At 39.8% G+C, this 19,258-nt stretch carries 18 protein-coding genes; 12 read left to right on the top strand and 6 right to left on the bottom strand.

The window, feature by feature from the left end; translation table 11 throughout:
* Window positions 1–10: 10 nt before the first annotated feature.
* Entirely contained in the window at window positions 11–1,219 is a 1,209-nt protein-coding gene (locus CPS_RS00540; RefSeq protein ID WP_011040995.1) for a glycine C-acetyltransferase, read from the bottom strand.
* 178 nt (window positions 1,220–1,397) lie between these two features.
* On the opposite strand from CPS_RS00540, the gene CPS_RS00535 reads away from it, so the two are divergent.
* From CPS_RS00535 to CPS_RS00520, 4 genes are all read left to right on the top strand, one after another.
* Window positions 1,398–1,826: an Lrp/AsnC family transcriptional regulator gene (locus tag CPS_RS00535; protein ID WP_011040994.1), complete on the top strand. Its 429-nt coding sequence runs from the start codon at window positions 1,398–1,400 to the stop codon at window positions 1,824–1,826.
* 85 nt (window positions 1,827–1,911) lie between these two features.
* A complete protein-coding gene (gene waaA / locus CPS_RS00530; protein ID WP_337998951.1) occupies window positions 1,912–3,282 on the top strand; it encodes a lipid IV(A) 3-deoxy-D-manno-octulosonic acid transferase in 1,371 nt (456 codons plus the stop codon).
* Window positions 3,279–4,055 carry a 3-deoxy-D-manno-octulosonic acid kinase gene (locus CPS_RS00525; protein ID WP_011040992.1) on the top strand — a complete coding sequence of 259 codons (777 nt, stop codon included), beginning with the start codon at window positions 3,279–3,281 and terminating at the stop codon, window positions 4,053–4,055. The genes waaA and CPS_RS00525 overlap by 4 nt, the downstream gene beginning before the upstream one ends.
* Window positions 4,056–4,057: 2 nt before the next feature.
* On the top strand, window positions 4,058–4,378 hold the full coding sequence (locus CPS_RS00520) for a hypothetical protein (protein WP_011040991.1): 321 nt from the start codon (window positions 4,058–4,060) through the stop codon (window positions 4,376–4,378).
* Window positions 4,379–4,534: 156 nt separating this feature from the next.
* Here the strand turns inward: CPS_RS00520 and CPS_RS00515 are convergent, their stop codons facing one another.
* From CPS_RS00515 to rph, 3 genes are all read right to left on the bottom strand, one after another.
* Window positions 4,535–5,899 (bottom strand): alpha/beta hydrolase, encoded by a 1,365-nt coding sequence (locus tag CPS_RS00515; RefSeq protein ID WP_238383575.1) that lies wholly within the window; start codon window positions 5,897–5,899, stop codon window positions 4,535–4,537.
* A gap of 577 nt (window positions 5,900–6,476) precedes the next feature.
* Window positions 6,477–7,142 (bottom strand): orotate phosphoribosyltransferase, encoded by a 666-nt coding sequence (pyrE, locus tag CPS_RS00510; protein WP_011040988.1) that lies wholly within the window; start codon window positions 7,140–7,142, stop codon window positions 6,477–6,479.
* A gap of 28 nt (window positions 7,143–7,170) precedes the next feature.
* Window positions 7,171–7,884: a ribonuclease PH gene (gene rph, locus CPS_RS00505; RefSeq protein ID WP_011040987.1), complete on the bottom strand. Its 714-nt coding sequence runs from the start codon at window positions 7,882–7,884 to the stop codon at window positions 7,171–7,173.
* A gap of 389 nt (window positions 7,885–8,273) precedes the next feature.
* Between rph and CPS_RS00500 the strand changes: the two genes are divergently transcribed.
* The 8 genes from CPS_RS00500 (at window position 8,274) to CPS_RS00465 (ending at window position 16,656) form a co-directional block, all read left to right on the top strand.
* Entirely contained in the window at window positions 8,274–8,813 is a 540-nt protein-coding gene (locus CPS_RS00500; RefSeq protein WP_011040986.1) for a thioredoxin family protein, read from the top strand.
* Window positions 8,814–8,865: 52 nt separating this feature from the next.
* The gene (locus CPS_RS00495) at window positions 8,866–9,600 is read left to right on the top strand and encodes a gluconate 2-dehydrogenase subunit 3 family protein (RefSeq protein ID WP_011040985.1); all 735 of its coding nucleotides are present in this window, start codon (window positions 8,866–8,868) and stop codon (window positions 9,598–9,600) included.
* On the top strand, window positions 9,597–11,318 hold the full coding sequence (locus tag CPS_RS00490) for a GMC family oxidoreductase (RefSeq protein ID WP_011040984.1): 1,722 nt from the start codon (window positions 9,597–9,599) through the stop codon (window positions 11,316–11,318). Before CPS_RS00495 ends, CPS_RS00490 begins: the two co-directional genes overlap by 4 nt.
* 350 nt (window positions 11,319–11,668) lie before the next feature.
* Window positions 11,669–12,598, top strand: coding sequence for a DM13 domain-containing protein (locus CPS_RS00485; RefSeq protein WP_011040983.1), 930 nt, complete (start codon window positions 11,669–11,671; stop codon window positions 12,596–12,598).
* 112 nt (window positions 12,599–12,710) lie between these two features.
* Window positions 12,711–13,574 (top strand): YicC/YloC family endoribonuclease, encoded by an 864-nt coding sequence (locus tag CPS_RS00480; protein ID WP_011040982.1) that lies wholly within the window; start codon window positions 12,711–12,713, stop codon window positions 13,572–13,574.
* A 148-nt stretch (window positions 13,575–13,722) separates the two neighbouring features.
* On the top strand, window positions 13,723–14,388 hold the full coding sequence (locus CPS_RS00475; protein WP_011040981.1) for a YceH family protein: 666 nt from the start codon (window positions 13,723–13,725) through the stop codon (window positions 14,386–14,388).
* 118 nt (window positions 14,389–14,506) lie between these two features.
* On the top strand, window positions 14,507–15,676 hold the full coding sequence (locus tag CPS_RS00470; protein WP_011040980.1) for a hypothetical protein: 1,170 nt from the start codon (window positions 14,507–14,509) through the stop codon (window positions 15,674–15,676).
* A 50-nt stretch (window positions 15,677–15,726) separates the two neighbouring features.
* Complete coding sequence (locus tag CPS_RS00465; RefSeq protein ID WP_011040979.1) at window positions 15,727–16,656, top strand: mechanosensitive ion channel family protein; 930 nt, start codon at window positions 15,727–15,729, stop codon at window positions 16,654–16,656.
* A gap of 69 nt (window positions 16,657–16,725) precedes the next feature.
* Here the strand turns inward: CPS_RS00465 and CPS_RS00460 are convergent, their stop codons facing one another.
* The gene (locus tag CPS_RS00460) at window positions 16,726–17,835 is read right to left on the bottom strand and encodes a polyamine ABC transporter substrate-binding protein (protein ID WP_011040978.1); all 1,110 of its coding nucleotides are present in this window, start codon (window positions 17,833–17,835) and stop codon (window positions 16,726–16,728) included.
* 413 nt (window positions 17,836–18,248) lie between these two features.
* Window positions 18,249–19,169, bottom strand: a complete 921-nt coding sequence (locus CPS_RS00455) for a LysR family transcriptional regulator (RefSeq protein ID WP_011040975.1) — start codon at window positions 19,167–19,169, stop codon at window positions 18,249–18,251.
* Between the last annotated feature and the right edge of the window lie 89 nt (window positions 19,170–19,258).

The following is a 19,258-nucleotide window of genomic DNA, read 5'->3' as shown; positions in this document are numbered from 1 at the left end:
TTTTCAACGGTTAGATCACAGCCATTTCTTTACCAATACGGATAAAGGCTGCAATTGCGTGGTCTAACTGCGCTTTAGTATGCGCCGCAGAAATTTGTGTACGTATACGTGCTTGACCTTTAGGTACAACAGGGAAAGAGAAACCAATAACATAAATACCTTCCGCTAATAAACGGTCAGCCATAGCACTAGCAACTTTAGCGTCACCTAGCATTACTGGCACAATCGCGTGATCTGCGCCCGCACAAGTAAAACCTGCGGCTTCCATACTGTTACGGAAATAAGCGGCATTATCTTTTAAGGTTTTACGTAAAGCATCGCCTTGAGCTAATAACTCAAGCACTTTCAAAGACGCATTAACGATAGCTGGTGCTAATGAATTAGAAAATAAGTAAGGACGTGAACGTTGACGTAACCATTCAACCACTTCTTTTTTCGCTGAGGTAAAACCACCTGAAGCGCCGCCCATTGCTTTACCTAAGGTGCCAGTGATAATGTCGACACGGCCCATAACTTCACAGTATTCATGGCTACCACGGCCTTGCTCACCAACAAACCCTACCGCATGAGAATCATCAACCATTACCATAGCATCGTATTTATCAGCTAAATCACAAACACCTTTTAAGTTAGCGATAACGCCGTCCATTGAGAAAACACCATCAGTAGCAATTAACTTGAAACGTGCGCCAGCAGCATCAGCTTCAATTAAACTTTGCTCTAACGCAGCCATATCATTATTGGCATAACGGAAACGTTTAGCTTTACATAAACGTACACCATCAATAATAGACGCATGATTTAGTGCATCACTAATAATAGCGTCATCTGGTCCTAATAAGGTTTCAAATAAACCAGCATTAGCATCAAAACAAGAAGAGTACAAAATGGTATCTTCCATGCCTAAAAACTTACTGATGCCCTGCTCTAACGTCTTATGGATGTCTTGCGTACCGCAAATGAAGCGTACCGATGCCATACCAAAACCATGCTCATCTAAGCCAGTTTTTGCCGCAGCAATTAGTTCAGGATGATTTGCTAAACCTAAGTAATTGTTGGCACAAAAATTTACCACTTCTTCACCAGTATTAACGGCTATTTGAGGCTGTTGAGCAGTCGTAATAATACGCTCAGCTTTGTACAAGCCATCTTCTTTTACTTGCTCTATTTGTGCAGTTAAATGCGTGTAAAAACCTTTGGTAGATACAGAACCAGTCATGTGAATTCCTTAAATAATTAGTGTTCTTCAATAGTCATATTATCAACTCAGACCGCACTGCAATAAAAGTGACACTACTTGGTGATATGACCTTTTTTATAGTCAAATTGACATATAAAGCTGTCAAAATGAAAGTTAGTAGCTATAATTTGAATACATGCAGTAAAGGGAGTGTAGTTTGTTAACTGAAAAAGATGAAGAATTGCTGTCAATATTACGGCTAAATGCCAGAGCAAGTGTTTCAGATATCGCCAGAGCGACTGGCGTTTCTAGAACAGCAATACAAAACCGACTCAATAAACTTGAAAATAATAATGTCATTAAGGCATACAGCGTTGTACTCGACAGCGCTTATACCAGTGGCTTAATCTCTTCTAATGTCTCGTTAAAAGTAAAACCCAACTTACGACAAACTATTTGTATCGCCTTAAGAAAAGTTCACCAAATCAGTCATATCCATTCGATAAGTGGCGAATATGATTTATTGGTTACCATACAAGCCAGCACATTAGAAAAACTCAGTGAGGTACTCAATATGGTCTGTTCTACTGAAGGCGTGGAGAGAACCAACTCTGCCATTATTCTTGATACCATCTTTGAGCGTTAGTTATACTCGTCCCCTAATTAATTTATAGCAACTTGATTCGCAAGAATTAATTCGTTTGGTATACTAGTCAGCATAGATAGTTGATGTGGAGTCAATTTTAGTGCGATATGTTTTAGCTTTATTTTTTTACCGTGTATTCCTTTTATTGCTCACCCCAATAGTTTTACTTGTGCTATTAATCCGCTCATTTAATCACCCTGAATACCGCCAACGTTTATTTGAACGCTTAGGCTTTTTTCCTAAGCCCTATAAGCAAGGTGGTATTGTTGTGCATGCTGCCAGTGTCGGTGAAGTCATCGCACTAAAAAGTTTTATCGAAAAATTATTAGTAAACTATCCAGATTTACCCATCACCATCACTTCATTTACCCCGACTGGCTCTGCGCAAATAACCAAACTCTTTGGTCGACGTGTTCAGCATGGTTATTTACCGTTAGATATATTTCCCTGCACAACATTATTTCTACATCGGCTTAAACCTAAAATGATAATTTTCATGGAAACCGAGTTATGGCCTAACTTAATTGCTCAATGCGACCAACACCAGATTAAATTATTGCTAATTAACGGCCGCTTATCTAAAAAATCCTTAACCAGTTATCAAAAACTTAGTGCGCTTATGGCGCCCTGCTTAAATCGCTTTGATATGATCCTCACGCAAAGCCAAGAAAATTTAACTCACTTTTTGCAGCTCGGTGCGCATCAAAGCCGTTGTGTGAATAGTGGCAATTTAAAATTCGATATCAGTGTCAATGAACAAGTTATCAATAAAAAGGCCGAGTTAGCCAAGTTACTTTTTGCTGATGATAGTCAGGCCAAAAGAACAGTCTGGTTAGTTGCCAGTACACACGAGGGCGATGAAGCCATTACCTTAACCGCCTTTAAAGAATTGTTATCTCAATATCCATCATTGTTATTAGTGCTAGTACCGCGCCATCCAGAACGTTTTGAGCAAGTCGCCAATCTTTGCCTTACAAAACAATTATCACTGGCTAAACGCAGTGAAAATACGATAATTAATAATGAGCAAGTGTGGTTGCTGGATAGCCTTGGCGAGTTAATGGCTGCCTTTGCTTTAAGTGATATTGTCACTATGGGTGGTAGTTTCAGTGAAGTGGGTGGTCATAACCCGTTAGAACCAGCATTATTTAATAAGCCTGTTATTGTTGGTCACAACATGAGCAACTTCAACGAAATAATGCAGCAGCTAAGACAAGAAAATGCCATTATTGAACTTACTAACAATACACCGACTAATGAATCTAGCGCACAACTTGTCAATGAAGTTAGCGCATTATTGCAACAACCAACTCGGCAGAAAACGCTTGGCGAAAATGCGCTTAAAGTGGTACTAAAAAACCAAGGAGCCAGTGAAAAAACGTTGGCTCAAGTAGTAAACCTTCTGCCCACTAGGGTTAATATTACCAGCACTACACCATTAGGAGATAACTCGTGAGTCAAACAATAACCAGCGCACAATTTTCTAAGTTCGAACAAGGTAACGTTACTTGTGTTTACAACCAAACACTGATCACTAATTTCAATGCAGCAATGCTTAGTCCGAGTTATTGGCAACAAAGTAACGCCGTAACGGGCTCAGCACAAGGGCGTGGCACCACTTGGTTTGTCGAATACAATGATAACAGCAATACTCCGCATGATTGGGTATTACGCCATTATTACCGCGGTGGGTTGATCGGTAAAATTATTAAAGATTCCTATTGGTTTAGCGGCGTAGAAAAAACTCGCGCTGCATGTGAGTTTGCTTTATTACGTCATATGAATACGCTACAACTTCCTACTCCTGAGCCAATCGCTTATCGCGTTATGCAACATGGCTTTCACTATCAAGCAGACTTGCTTTCCAGTCGAATTGAACATGCTCAAGACTTAGTGGCAATATTAAGTGAAAAGGCGTTAACTGATGATATTTGGCACAACATAGGTGCCACAATTAAACGCTTTCACCAGCACGGTATTTATCACCATGATTTGAATAGCCATAATATTTTGCTGAATGACAAGAAACAGGTGTTTTTGATCGACTTTGACCGTGGTGAATTACGCACTAACCCTGTTGAGACTAACTGGAAGCAAGCCAACATGGCGCGTTTACAACGTTCTTTTTTAAAGGAATTAAATAAACTGGAGCAGTTCAATTTTACCGAACAAAACTGGCAAGCGTTGAAGGATGGCTATCAGGATGCCGATGTTGAAAGGCAGAACTAATAATGAATTATATCATCGCGATATTAACTCTTACCCTCACATTAGTTTCATTTAGCTCGGACGCAAAAAATAGAGCCTCGGGGGATATTAGCCATTTAATTTCTCAAGAAGTATTTGCCAGCTATCACGATGTCGCGGACTTTATTGAACAATCCCCAAAAGTAACCATTACCGTCTTGCCATCAAAAGCAGATATCGATGAATATGGTCAACAAGTTGCTAAATCATTGACCGGCTCTGATTGTGATAGAGATGGTGTTATGGATGATAATAAAACCTGCAATGCTGTTTTTTATAAACTTTGGTTAAAGTATGCGCGTTAATATTACTTAAAATAAAATCGATGCCCATCCAGTAAATGACATTATCAACCATTAGATCGTCATCCTCGAAGTCTCTGGTCGAGGATCCAGTTTCTAATCATTGAGCTTTAAACAGCGTGGATTCCCGACAAGTAAACTCTGGCATGACGTTATAAACTATTTAGTCGCTTTTAAAAACGTTGTCATCGCTTCCAGCATTTCTTGATAATACGGATTGTAAGTCAATCGTTGCATTGGCAAATCACGCGTAAGGTTCATTGCGGTAACTTCTCCCTTAATAACCTGTTTATTATGTTTACATGCTTTATAACGCGGAGCATCTGTAACATAGTGACCACAGTTTCTATATTGGCCATTAACACCATAATGTGGGTTATCTGGAGAATTCGTTGTTGCAATGTGAGCAACATCAAAAATTTCATTACATAAGCTCTCAGCTGAACATTCAGGCACAATCACTTCCATCACATCAACTAATTTTTTCGGCAGCTTGTTGTTATCACCATAATAAATCAACACACTTTTTTTCATCTGCTCTTGCGGTGATGCTAACTGCCACTGCTGAACTAGCTGTAAGGTATGTGCAGTATCTATGGTTTGGTCATGTTCACTCGCCACAACAAACAGTGGGATATCATGCATTTGTCGACTTGCGTTTGCCCCCTCTCCCACAACAAGATTCATTAAGGCGTGAACCTGTGCCCCCGCGTTATAGGGGAATGACTCATATTTGGCAAAATCAATATCAGCATCTAAATCAATCCAATCAACAAAAGGGATACCATCAATATATTGAGCTAACCAAGCTAAGTCACTTTTTGCCTTTGTGGCAGGCGACCACATAAAGAGGCCTTTAATTTTTTCATCAACCTGTTTTTGCTGCATCAAGTAATTAAAAATAAGTGCTCCGCCAGTAGACAAGCCGCCAAGGTACACTTGTTGATAATCATTTAACGTTTGATCAATGGCGAATGTTGCCGCTTGCTGCCACGCTTGGTAATCAGTATTAAGTAATTCTGAAGGTGCGACGCCATGGCCAGGCAATAACAAGGTACGTACCGTAAAACCCTGTTGATAGAAAAACTGGCTAAGGTCATGAAAAGAAAAGGGTGAATCAGTTAAGCCATGAATAAGTAAAATGGCTTTATCGTTATTATTTTGAGTTAATTCAAATGGAGCAACCAACTGGCTTATCTTTGGTGTTTTTGACCATAGATTTTTTTTCGCTAATTGTTGGTAGGTCTCAGTAACAATCGGACAAGGCATATTTGCTCGAGGATTTTTATTAACGACAACCTGGTAAGCATTCGTCAGATACTCTTGATAACTAGATAGCTTTTTAAAATCAATGTGTGCTAAAAGCTCACCTTCCACCTCATTTGCGAAGCGATACTTGCCTGATTCAATGAGAGAAACATAATCACCTTGAATACTCAGGCAATCTTGCTGTCCTTGGGCAAATGACAAGGTACTTACCAACCACAGTAGTAATATCGTGTACTTATTGGCAATTTTCATCATGATTTCCTGTTTATGGTTTCTGTTTTACGTATCTATTTATTATTAGTACTTTGAAATAATACCAATGAGATTAATTAAGACTACAGAATTCAATGAGAATAAATTTTCAAAAACAAGGCGCTTGATTGAGCAATAGCTGGCTATTTCGATTGAAAGCAACGATGTTATTGGATATTTAGGCCATTTGAAAATGAAAACTTAGTTATACCAATTTGATTAAATTTCTTCCCAACTCAGAGGTATGTTAGATGTTCAATAACAAGGCGAATTTGTTTAGGTCTAGTCATTCTAAATCAAATGAATTTAACGATGTTAATGGACATAGAACAAGCTCCCAAGGGCGAGTTTAAAAGGCTTACATGCAGCGTTATTGATTTTGACAAGGGAATAACCATTCTCTTCAATCAATGTCTTGCCTCTAAGCCTTTTAATTCTCGCTGAGTGGGAAAGAACTTAATCAACTTGGTATTAGTCTTATTGGTATAATATACTACGCAAAAAAATAACGCCTTTGAAACTTTATGCTTCAAAGGCGTTATTTTTTAAAGGTAAGTAACTAAACACTACTCACTAACTATTAGATACCATAATTTAAACGATATTTTTTAATGCTTGCTAAGTTTTCTGCTAATTCAGGTTGGTTTGCTACTTTTCCTTCTAGCTTTTCTTCTAGATAGGTCACTACATCACCTAAGGTAACAATTGCCGCCACTTGTGTACCAAAATCGCGTTCAACTTCTTGAATTGCTGAAAGTTGACCTTGGCCTTTTTCTTGACGATCTAGGGCAATTAATACACCCGAAAGCTGGGCACCATGTGCTTTAATAATTTCCATTGATTCACGAATGGCTGTGCCTGCGGTAATAACATCATCAACTAACATGATTTTACCTTCAAGCTCTGCGCCCACCAATGAACCACCTTCACCATGAGTTTTTGCTTCTTTACGGTTAAAGCAATAAGGCACATCTACATTGTGGTGATCGTACAGCGCAACCGTCGTCGTAGTCGCAATTGGAATGCCTTTATAAGCAGGACCAAATACTAAATCAAAATCAATTTTTGCATCCATTAACGTAGCCGCATAAAAACGACCTAAACGCGCTAAATCACCGCCGGTTTTGAACATACCCGCATTAAAAAAGTAAGGACTCACTCGGCCAGACTTTAAGGTGAACTCACCAAAGCGTAATACCTGTTTTTCTATCGCAAATTCAATAAACTCGCGTTGATAATCTTTCATAGTTATTTTCCTGTTTACTGAGCGTAGTTTAGCTTAATGCTGCTTTTTGTAGGTCGAATAATTCGTTGATACCATTTTTAGCCAACTCAAGCATCGCTTGCATTTCTTCAAAGCTAAACGGTTCTTCTTCAGCCGTACCTTGTACTTCAATAAGCTTACCGGTATCTGTCATAACAACATTCATATCGGTATCAGCAGCTGAATCTTCTGGGTAATCTAAATCTGCTACGGGTTCGCCTTTATAAATACCAACAGATACTGCAGCAATCATATGCTTAAGTGGATTAGTTTTAATAATATCTTTAGCACGCATATAGTTAAGTGCATCAACTAGCGCAACACAAGCACCGGTAATAGCAGCGGTACGTGTACCACCATCAGCTTGAATAACATCACAATCAACTGAAATGGTATTTTCGCCTAAGGCTTTTAAATCAACTGCTGCACGTAATGCACGAGCAATTAAGCGAGAAATCTCTAACGTACGACCACTTTGCTTGCCGGAAGCAGCTTCGCGACGCATACGTGTATGTGTAGAGCGAGGTAACATACCGTATTCAGCAGTAACCCAACCTTTACCTTGGCCTTTTAAGAAACGTGGTACGCCAACTTCAACGGTCGCAGTACAAATTACTTTAGTATCGCCAAACTCAATAAGTACTGAGCCTTCTGCATGAGTAGTAAATTGACGAGTAATAGTTACGGGGCGAATTTGCCCTAATGTTCTGCCGCTTGGACGCATGGAGTGTTCCTTTATAGTAAATATAAGAGTTAAGACTGATAAATTAATTCCGGCTATTATAATGCTTATACCCAAGGCACTTCAAGATGTGAGTTTCAGGACACCTGAATGAATCATGATCAAGGCGCATCTTTTTATTAAGGGTTGGTCCCTTAAAAACAGATGTAACGATGGGCATGGTTTGATCTGGCGTCCCCCAAATGGCTAGTTTATAAACGTTCTAGCCACACCATTGATTTTGACAAGGACACTGCATGGATGCAGGTTTAAGAGTACACTCAAATCCTATATTTTGAAGTAATATGGGCATATCAGACATTTTTGAAATATAGTTCAACAAAGCAAGGTCATGTTAATTGTCCGAGCAATAAATATTATCAGAGAGCTTCATGAGAATTTTCACCACATTTGTTATCAGTTTAAGTCTACTATTGAGTAGTATTGCCACGGCAAATACTTCTGCTCCTGTTATAACGCCAAACTTACCCGCTTACAGCAAAATATATGATGATCAACGTGACCCCTTTAAGGATGCAGCCGCGGCACTTACTTTAGCGCAAGAAACCAATCGCCAAGTATTGATTGAAATAGGCGGTAACTGGTGTAGCTGGTGCCATAAAATGGATGCCTTTCTTGCTAAAAACCCTGATGTCTATGAAGCATTACATAGCCAATATGTTTTACTCAAAATAAGTGTCAGTGACAGTAATGAAAATAATGATTTTATGAAATCACTGCCGCCAGTACTGGGTTACCCACATATGTATGTATCAACGGCACAAGGAAAAATGATTTTATCTAAAGATACCGCAGAGTTGTTGACTGGAAATAACTATTCAAAATCACAATGGTTAAGTTTTTTAAGTGACTGGTCTGTTAGTACAACCAAAGCGCAAGCACAGTTAGCAACAACAGCGTCTGTAGAATAATTGATCATTAAGATTCTAAGATTAAACCTACCCAGGTTATAGGAGCATATTCGTGACTAATGATGATAAATGTACATCTTTTTTTGACAAAAATTACCAAACGCCTGAGTTCATCGAAAACAAAAAGCGACAAGCGCAGCAAGGTCGACGTCGTTTCCTTAAGTCGGCCGCAGGTATGGGCGCATTAGCCAGCTTGCCAGCATTAAGTGTTAGTGCTAAAGCGCAAACATCTCTGAATGAGTTACTTAAGACCCTAGTTAAAACTGATCCTTGGTTAACACTTGATGCAACTTTGAATCAATTATTACCAAGCTCACCAACAGGTCCTAGCGCGAGTGAAATCAGAGCAACTGCTTATTTGTACCAAGTAATGACGGTACAACCAACAGAACAAGACGAAAAAGACTTTATCCTAAAAGGTGTAGGTTGGTTAAATGGGTATGCTAACAGTGAAAAGTCAGCCAATTTTGCACAGTTAAGCTTTGCCGACAAAGAGCAGTTACTTCGAGGGATAAGCAATTCTACAGCGGGACAAAACTGGTTAAACACCTTACTCGGCTATATTTTTCAAGCCATGCTTTCGCCTGCAAGTTACGGCGGTAATCCTGATGGTATTGGTTGGGCATGGTTAGAACATCAAGCGGGCTTCCCAATGCCTGAAAAAGGCCAACGTTATTTTGAATTGCCTACCAGAGCCCGTATTGATCTGATCAGCCGAGTAAACTACGACGCAAAACGCTTAGCATCGAGCCGTAATAAATCGCACCAAGGAACTAAAAAATCATGAGTTATGACATTTGCATCATTGGTAGCGGCGCTGGTGCCTCCCCTATTGCCCATCAGTTATCAAAAGCGGGAGCTAAAGTATTAGTCCTTGAAAAAGGCCCTTGGTTAACTGAAAAAGAGTTCTTCAAAGATGAACTGACCATTAGTATTCATGACGCTTACAACCCAAAGCTAACTGATGAGCAACATGTCATTGAAGAAGAATATTTCGATGAAAATGATAAACCTTTCTGGCAAGGTGAAAAAACCAGTGATTCTGGCTGGAGTTGGTGGAATGGCAACGTTGTCGGTGGTTCTTCAAACTTCATGAGTGGTTACTTTCATCGCTTAAAACCCATTGATTTTCGCTTAAAATCTGAGTTTGGTGCTATTAGTGGTGCCAACGTCGAAGATTGGCCGATTAGTTACGACGAACTCGAACCTTATTATGCCAAAGTAGAGCGTGAAGTGGGTGTCTCGGGTCGTGTGGTGGAACATCCACATCAAGAGCCACGCTCAACAGACTTCCCCTACCCGCCTATTGCCGAATTACCGATGTCTTCTTGGATAGATAAAGCAGCTCAAAAAATTGGCTATCATGCCATTCCTGTACCCAGAGCCATTTTGTCAAAACCCGCCATGGGCAGACGCAGTTGTGAATATTCTGGTTACTGCAGCAGTTATGGCTGTGCTTCAGGTGCTAAAGGTAGTGGTCGAGCAGCATTATTAAATAACGCAGTGGCATCAGGTAATTGCACCATTCAAGCCAATGCAAAAGTCTATAAAATTGCCACTGATAAACAAGGTGAAATTACCGGCGTGCACTATTACGATAAAATAGGCCGTAAAAAATCAGTAACCGCCAAAATATATGTGGTGGCTTGCCAAGCAGTAGAGACTTCTCGTTTATTACTGGCCTCAACAGGTGAGAAATTTCCACAAGGTCTCGCCAACAATAACGGCCAAGTTGGTAAAAACTTGCTCTTTAGTGGCGGTGGCACCGGACAAGGTGACTTTAATTATGCAGATTTATCAGACAAACAAGTCGGTGAATTAAAACAAGTAGGTCCTTTTATTAATCGCGCCTTGCAAGATTGGTATCAAATAGCGGATAAAAGCTTTACTGGTGCCAATGCTAAAGGACAAGCTAAAGGCGGCACTATCGACTTTTTGTTCCACCAAAATCCCATCGCTAGAGCACGCGGAACGCAGTGGGGCTCAGATCAAAATGGTGATGATAAACTGCTGTGGGGCGAAGATTTAAAACAAAGTTTGAAAACAGAGTTTACCAGTTATAAAACGCTGCGCTTTGAAGTGTTTAATGATTGGCTGCCAACTGACGATTGTTTTGTCAGCTTAGATAACGAAGTAACAGATCAATGGGGCGATCCGGTAGCCAAAGTCCGCATTGGCTATCATGATCATGACCTTGAGGTGGGCGAATACTTATCTAAAAAAGCAGAAAAGCTACTCGAAGCCTTAGGTGCAAAAAATGTCTCTTCTTCAGTGAGTGGCTATCCTTCAACAAACTTAATGGCTGGTGGTTGTCGCTTCGGCAATGATCCTAAAACCTCAGTGCTTAATAAAACCTGCCAAGCCCATGAAGTTGATAATTTATATGTTACTGATGGCTCCTTTATGCCAACTGGTGGCAGCGTACCCTACACTTTTACTATTTATGCTAACGCCTTTCGGGTTGCTGATAAAATAAAAGCACATTGGTTAACCCTGAAAAGCTAATAAAAAACATGGCTGTGATACTTTTGTGAATATATGTTGTCACTATAAGGTCATCGTAAATACCAAAACCACTTGAAGATGCGTGTTTCAGGACGCTTGAGCGATTCATGATCAAGGCACCTCTTTTTATTAAGGGTTATTCCCTTAAAAAAGGAGGCAACGAAGAGCATGGTTTGCTCATACGTCCCCGCAGGGCTGGTTTAGAAACACTTTATGCAGCGTTATTGATTTCGACAATAGAATAACTATTCTCTTCAATAAATGCCTTGCCTAAAGCATTCCTAATTCCAGCTGAAACCTACATCTTCAGGTAGTTTGGGTATCTAACTTATTATTACTGGTGACCTTATATGGCTTATAAATTACTAATATCTAGCGCGTTAGTTCTGTGTTTAACCGCTTGTGGCTCTGATAGTAGCACCAGTGAAGCGCCCATAACGCCAGAGCCTGCACTTCCTGAAGTATCAACCTATACCGGTCAATTTTTTGATTCCGCAGTTGCTGGACTCAATTATAAAACGACCAGTCAAAGTGGACAAACCAACCAACTTGGTAAGTTTCAGTTTCAAGGTAAGGAAAGCATTATCTTCTCTATTGGGGGGATTGAACTTCCTAGTACTGTTGCCAACCTCTATTTAACACCGTTAGATATATATCAAACCCAAGATACCAATCAAATAGAAGTGGTTAACTTATTGCGACTTTTGCAAAGCCTTGATGCTGACGGCGATGCCAGTAATGGCATCGAAATAGAAGAGTCGGTTCACCAATTAGCCGCCAATCTGACTATTGATTTTTCTGCCAGTGATTTTGAACAACAAGTCGCGGATTTGGTAAGTAAAAGTGGCGCTGTTAACCAAGCACTCATTTCTGCAACAATGGCTATAGACCACTTTAAATTAACCCTCAATGAAATAGGTCAAAATAACCTTTCTAGCTGCACTAAAGAACACGAAAAAATTGGCCACACGGGTTTCTTCAGTACTTTTGCCCATAATGTCTCGGGTAAGGCAACAATTATTGATGACTGCACCATAGAGATTAGCCAATTCAGCTATGATGGTGGCGGACCAGATGTCTATTTTTATGGCGCTATTGACCATGAATATACCAGTGTAGATGCTTTTCCTATGGGGCAAAAACTTAATGGTAAAATCTACAATAACGCTAGGATATTTATTAAGTTGCCACAAAATAAAAGCTTGGATGATCTTAATGGGCTAAGTGTTTGGTGTACAGAATTTGAGGCTAACTTTGGCCAAGTGGAATTTACCCCATAACGATAACTTAACAACTTCATGAGGGTGCCCATTTAACACTGAATTTCTGGATAGATGGATCAAGCTCAGGCATAATTCAAATAATTAAGTGACATTATTATTAGGATTTAACATGATCTACAGCATGACCGCATTCTCTCGCATTGAAATTAAAGGCGATTGGGGCAACGCCGTTTGGGAAATTCGCTCAGTTAATCAAAGGTTTCTTGAAACCTATTTTCGTTTGCCAGAACAATTTCGTGGCATAGAGCCTGTTTTACGTGAGCGTTTCCGTAAACAACTTAATCGCGGAAAAGTAGAATGTAACTTACGTTTTAATGCCAACCCTGCAAATAAAAGCGAATTAGCGCTTAATGAAAATTTGGCGCTGCAACTCATTCAGCATGCTAATTGGATTAATGAGCAAACACTAAACAGCAAAGTAAATCCTTTAGAAGTAATGCGCTGGCCTGGTGTGATGGAAGCACCTGAAAGCGATATGTCTGCCATTCAAGCTGAATTACTTGCTGCTTTTGATCAAGCGCTAAAAGACTTTATTGCTGCTCGTGCCAGCGAAGGTGAAAACCTAAAAGCTATGATTGAACAACGCCTTGATGCAATAGCTAGCGAAGCTGATAAAGTAGCAGCGCATATGCCAGACGTCATTGCTTGGCAGCGTAATCGCATTATCGAAAAATTCACCGATGCTAAAATCGATTTAGACTCGGGCCGTGTTGAGCAAGAGTTAGTTTTATTGGCGCAAAAAATGGATGTTGCCGAAGAGCTTGACCGTTTAAACAGCCATGTCACTGAAACGAAGAAAATATTGAAAAAAGGTGGCGCACAAGGTCGTCGTTTAGATTTCATGATGCAAGAGTTTAACCGCGAAGCAAATACCCTAGGCTCAAAATCGATTAATACCGATATCACGGCAAGCGCTGTTGAATTAAAAGTACTAATCGAACAGATGCGTGAGCAGATCGCGAATATCGAATAACCTTCAAGAAAATTTGAATCATTAAAAAGCCATAGTTAAGTAATGCCTTAACTATGGCTTTTTTGTGAGCAATCAAACACATCAACATAGTAATGAAGCATATAGCTTGCTATAACATCAGTAGCTATTTTATAAAGGTACCTTCAAGATGATTACACTTTCCGCAGAACAATGCCGCATTATTGGCGTAATGCTTGAAAAAGAAACCACCACGCCTGAGCAATATCCTCTTTCTTTAAATGGTATTACAACTGGCTGTAATCAAAAGAGTAATCGTGATCCGGTGATGTCACTATCAGAAAGTGACGTGCAAAACCTAGTTGATGAACTCGTGCAAATGAATCAATTAATGGTTGACCAAAAAGCATCGACTCGCGTTAATAAATATTTTCATCGTTTTTGTGATACCGAATTTGGTAATTTGAAATTTACGCCTCAACAACGCGCCGTTATTTGTGTTCTATTTTTAAGAGGCCCGCAAACGCCTGGTGAATTGAGAACGCGTACTAATAGATTGGCTGACTTTGCTGACGTGAGTGAGGTTGATAACACCTTAACTCAGTTGCAGGACTTAAATGGCCTGACCTTGGTCAGAAAACTAGAACGTGAACCCGGTAAAAGAGAATCTCGTTACGTACATTTGCTTTCAGATGTTGATGAAAGCAGTTTCACCCAAGCTGTCACGACTCAAACTGAAGTAGTGCTTTCAGAAGAACAAACATCACTCACGCAGAGAGTAACCGAGTTAGAGCAACAAGTTGCTTCATTAACAGAGCAAATCAATTGCATAACTGAATTGTTGAATGATGATTAAAGATAAATTTAAGCCTTATTCAGCGCACTAATTTGGTGTAAGTACTAGATCTGTGCGGATTGAGACAGAACAGTATAAAATAAACAAGTAACCACACATATTATGGAAAATATCCTTTATGGGTAACTATCTATCGTTAATCAGTTTTTTATTTTGCTCTTTGTTTACCTTGTCCGCACAAGGTGCTGAGCAAAAACTCACCACTGAACCAGCGGAGTCTTTGAAAAAAATCAGCACAGCGCCTGAGTCAAACAACGAATCAGCCATCATACTCTCAGAGCAACAGCAAAATCAGTGCGCGCAATACTGCAGCGAAGCCAAAACTAATGAGAGTTATAAACAACAAGTAAGTGACAGACAAAACCCTATCTCAAGTGTTGGTTATGAATTAGTAATACCTGAAGCCTTACCTCCAAGAAATCGCTGGTCTGATTTCCTTCCCTTTTTAGGTAAAGAAGCCCGTGAAGCTGGCTATTTATTACCCTTACCTTTTGGCATTTCATTGGTTGGTTTAACACAAGAGCAACCTTTCACTGTGTCTGAAATTGGCTTAGAAATTGATGGGCAGCAAAGCGAGCTCATTAATGACTTTATTGATAATTCAATTAGCGCTAAAAACCTTAAAGTATCTGACACGACTTATAATTTACGTTTTGACGCCTGGATCCTGCCCTTTTGGAATGTTTACGGCTTAGTCGGTAAAACAAAGGGCAAAGCAGAGCTTGAACTAGATGTAGACCTTGAACTCCCCACATTACTATTAGCGGCCGCAGGTATTGGTAGTGGCCTTAATGATAAACGTTGCACCAGTATTAACTTACCTTTTCAAGGGCCTGCACCAGGTCATTGCTTAGTGAGCGCTGAAGGTATTCCAACAACCTTAAACTTTCATGGCACAGTGTTGGGCTACGGTACAACGATCGCAGGTGGCTACGGTGATTTTTTTGGTATGTTTGATGTAAACTACACCGAAGCCGACATTAATATCGCCATTGAAAAATCAAAACAAACGGTGTATTCCACACGTTTAGGCTGGAATGGTAGTATTGGCGCCTTCCAAGGACAAATTTGGCTTGGTGCCATGAAGCAAGATATTAAACAACAATTGGCGGTCTCTACACCAGGTAATAAAGTCGCGGTACTGATTGACCAGCATGCCAGTTCACCGTGGAATTATCTTATTGGTGCACAATGGAACATTACCGAAGAATGGGCGATTATTGCCGAAACCAACTTAGCCTTTAGTGACAGACAACAGTTTATGATGCAGCTAGGATATCGTTTCTAACGATTCCAGCACTGAATTAAACACTTAGTTATATTTCAATGGAAATTATTATGACAGACCCAAAAACCGACAAGACTGAAACCCTAACCAACACCATTACCGATACAGCGCAGCAAGCCGTCGATCTGCCTGCTGAGTTATTACGTCATGAAATTGAACAAGCGTCAGCAATTTATAAAATAGTTATCGACTTCTTTACCAACTATAGCTTCCAACTGATTGGTGCCTTACTGATATTTTTATTGGGGTTCTATGTTGCCGGTAAAATAGCTAAAACAGTATTACGTCTTTGTGAAAAACATAAACTCGATGTTACCTTAAGCCGCTTTATCGCCAGCACCACCAAAATGGTCGTGATGGTAATGATAAGTATCATGGCGCTGAGTAAAATAGGGATCAGTGTTACGCCATTTATTGCCGCGCTAGGTGCAATTTCATTAGGTGCAGGTTTAGCATTGCAAGGCTTATTAGCCAATTACGCGGCAGGCTTTAATATCATCATTATTCGCCCTTTCGTGGTTGGAGATACCATTGAAGTGCAAGGAGTTACGGGTATAGTTAAAGAAGTACAATTAGCTTATACCATCATCCAAAATGAAGATTCCGCTGAGATCACCATTCCCAACAAACATATTGTCGGTGAAGTGGTACTTAACTCAAGAAAAGATACCTTATTGAAACTCTCTGTTGGTATTTCGTACCAAGACAACCCTATCGAGATTGTAGCGCTTGTTGAACGTACTTTAGCGAAGCTTGATATATATACAGATGAAGTACGTATGCAGGTAGGTATTGATGCTTTTGCTGACAGCGCTATTAACATTGGTATTAGACTTTGGATACCCACTACCAACTTATACGCTGCCAAATATAGCGCTTATAAAGCGATTTACTTAGCGTTTGAAGAAGAGAAAATTACGATTCCATTCCCACAACAAGATATTCATCTTATTGAGCCAAAAAGCCTTAAGCAAGCTTAATATTCAAGCTTGTTTAAGAAGTCTCGTTTAAATAAAAAAGGGCAAGCCACTACTTGCCCTTTAAACTAATTAACGACCAGTTTTCACCCCTGTCCAAACGCGGGTCATAGCACGCTGCGCTTTCAATGGACGAACTTCTTGGATATACAAATTATTAATTACATCGTCAGAAGGATAAATGGCAGGGTTTTCACGAACTTCTTTATCGATTAATTTCGTCGATGCCACGTTACCGTTTGCATAGGCAACATAGTTAGTTATGCCTGCAATGACGTCCGGTCGTAGTAGGTAATTAACAAACTTATGAGCATTTTCTTTGTTCGGCGCATCTTTAGGGATGGCTAACATATCAAACCAAAGATTCGCTCCTTCTTTAGGAATTTTATACTCAATGATGTGACCATTTCCAGCTTCTTCTGCACGTGCTTTAGCTTGGAATACATCACCAGAGAATCCATAAGCAACACAGATATCGCCATTGGCTAAATCTGTAATGTAACGTGAAGAATGGAAGTAAGTAATATGAGGACGTATTTCAGCTAACAATTTACCCGCCGCTTTATAGTCACTTGCCTTGTGGCTATTTGGATTGAGTCCTAAATAGAGCAGTGCCTGTGGAATCATTTCATCTGGCGAATCAAGAACGGCTAGACCACACTTCCCCAATTTTTCAGCATATTTAGGGTTAAAAATAAGCTCTAGAGAATCAGTCGGTGCGTCATCGCCTAATGCAGCTTTAACTTGAGCAACATTATAACCAATACCATTGGTGCCCCATAAGTAAGGAACCGCATGTTGATTGCCTGGATCGGCTGTTTGCAACTTGCTCATTAATTCAGGATCTAGGTTACTATGGTTAGTTAACTGATCACGGTTTAGTTTACTATACACACCCGCTTTAATTTGTTTGGTCAAGAAGCTGTTTGACGGCACCACAATATCATAGCCAGAGCGACCTGAAAGTAGTTTAGCTTCTAGTACCTCATTACTGTCGAATACGTCGTAAATAACCCGAATTCCGGTTTCTTTTCTAAAATTTTCCAATGTATCTTCGGCAACATAATCGGACCAGTTATACATTTTGACTACTTGTTCTTCACTAGCACTAACGCTACCCACAAATATTCCGGCACTTATCAATGCCATTGCTGTTACTGTTGCTTTTTTAAAAAGTCTCATTATTTATCCTTTCGTTGCATCACAGATTAACTAAACCAGCGAAATAAAAAATCAAACGTTCAGATATGCCAAGTTTGTTTTTTATAGGCTGCATCAAGAGGGCATCGAGTCGTTCTTTGCTTAGGCCATATTTAACTTGGCTATTTCCAGTTGACTCAATATTTCCCCCTTTGATAGAGTATTGCCTCCCTTAAAGTTTTAATAAATACCATTTTTTTTAACGTTAGTTATATCATTGGTTACTTATCAGTCGTTATTGAATAAAATAAAAAACACTCTAGTTCGTAACTTGGCACTTATAAAAGCCAGAGAGTTTTGCATTAAACGCGATTTCGGTACTACTGGCATTAACAGCTCGGTGTAAATTTGAAACCAATGATTATTCATGATTGATAAATCAAGGTTAGCGCTGACTAGGCTGTTTTTTGTAATTCTTCTAAATAAGCTTCAGTTATTAAATTGGGGCGAGCGCCCTTTCGAGTGATAGCTGAAAAATTAGTGTAGAAGTTACGTTTGTGAGGTTCAATGGCACGCAACAAATCTTGTACCACCCAACGTTCGGCAAAATGAGTGGGTAAAAAACCTATAAAACGCCCCGTAAGAATGAGAAATGCAATGCCTTCTCTATCGGTAGAGGTTGCCGAGCCCTTAAATCTTTTTTGTTGTTGTTTAATGTCAGCTGGCTGAGGATAGCAGGGTAATACCGCGTCATATTTTTCAAGGGCGTAATCACTAATCGTATTGAGATCTTGGTTGAATAGTGGATGCTGAGCACTGCAATACAATAAGGACTTTTCTTTGTATAAGGGAAGGTAGTTTAACCCAGATAACGCACGTAAATCGGGGACCACGCCAATATGTAGTTGTCCTTCTAATACTGCATTTTCAATGTCGTAAGGTGGCATCATCTGAATATTAAAGATGACTTCAGGTGCACGATGTTTGAAAGTACTAAGCGATCTGGTAATACGCATTTGTGGGTTAGTAACCAAATTATCGGTAATACCTATATTTAGATCTCCAACCAGCTTGGTATTGATGGCATTAATTTGCGACTTGAAAGTATCTAAGCTGCCTAATAGCTGCAAGGTCGCGTTATAAACATGTTCGCCTTGCTCGGTAATAGAGAATCCCGTTCTACCGCGATGGCACAGCCGCATGTTCAATAGCGATTCTAATTCAGACATTGCGTTACTAATAGCAGGACGACTGATATTAAGTTCGGCCTCTGCAGCAGCAAACCCTCCAGATTCGATAACGGCTTTAAAAATGCGCAAGATCCGAATATGAGAATCACCAAGTCGGTGAGGTAAGATGTTTTTTATATTATTCATTAAGCCCCAATAAGTAACCAATCACATAACTATTGTTAAAAAAAGATGTATTTAAGAATTTAACAGGATGGTGATAATAGAGTCAACTT

This window comes from Colwellia psychrerythraea 34H (assembly GCF_000012325.1).
GTDB classification, from domain to species: domain Bacteria; phylum Pseudomonadota; class Gammaproteobacteria; order Enterobacterales; family Alteromonadaceae; genus Colwellia; species Colwellia psychrerythraea_A.
This window is presented reverse-complemented; position numbering and strand designations above follow the sequence as displayed.

What these genes read in the sequence shown, in the direction of transcription:
- CPS_RS00470 (WP_011040980.1), top strand. Translation starts at nt 14,507, where the DNA reads ATGGGTAACTATCTATCGTTAATCAGTTTTTTATTTTGCTCTTTGTTT.
- CPS_RS00480 (WP_011040982.1), top strand. Translation starts at nt 12,711, where the DNA reads ATGATCTACAGCATGACCGCATTCTCTCGCATTGAAATTAAAGGCGAT.
- pyrE (WP_011040988.1), bottom strand. Translation starts at nt 7,142, where the DNA reads ATGAAAGATTATCAACGCGAGTTTATTGAATTTGCGATAGAAAAACAG.
- CPS_RS00465 (WP_011040979.1), top strand. Translation starts at nt 15,727, where the DNA reads ATGACAGACCCAAAAACCGACAAGACTGAAACCCTAACCAACACCATT.
- CPS_RS00500 (WP_011040986.1), top strand. Translation starts at nt 8,274, where the DNA reads ATGAGAATTTTCACCACATTTGTTATCAGTTTAAGTCTACTATTGAGT.
- rph (WP_011040987.1), bottom strand. Translation starts at nt 7,884, where the DNA reads ATGCGTCCAAGCGGCAGAACATTAGGGCAAATTCGCCCCGTAACTATT.
- CPS_RS00540 (WP_011040995.1), bottom strand. Translation starts at nt 1,219, where the DNA reads ATGACTGGTTCTGTATCTACCAAAGGTTTTTACACGCATTTAACTGCA.
- CPS_RS00455 (WP_011040975.1), bottom strand. Translation starts at nt 19,169, where the DNA reads ATGAATAATATAAAAAACATCTTACCTCACCGACTTGGTGATTCTCAT.
- CPS_RS00520 (WP_011040991.1), top strand. Translation starts at nt 4,058, where the DNA reads ATGAATTATATCATCGCGATATTAACTCTTACCCTCACATTAGTTTCA.
- CPS_RS00460 (WP_011040978.1), bottom strand. Translation starts at nt 17,835, where the DNA reads ATGAGACTTTTTAAAAAAGCAACAGTAACAGCAATGGCATTGATAAGT.
- CPS_RS00475 (WP_011040981.1), top strand. Translation starts at nt 13,723, where the DNA reads ATGATTACACTTTCCGCAGAACAATGCCGCATTATTGGCGTAATGCTT.
- CPS_RS00490 (WP_011040984.1), top strand. Translation starts at nt 9,597, where the DNA reads ATGAGTTATGACATTTGCATCATTGGTAGCGGCGCTGGTGCCTCCCCT.
- CPS_RS00485 (WP_011040983.1), top strand. Translation starts at nt 11,669, where the DNA reads ATGGCTTATAAATTACTAATATCTAGCGCGTTAGTTCTGTGTTTAACC.
- CPS_RS00515 (WP_238383575.1), bottom strand. Translation starts at nt 5,899, where the DNA reads ATGATGAAAATTGCCAATAAGTACACGATATTACTACTGTGGTTGGTA.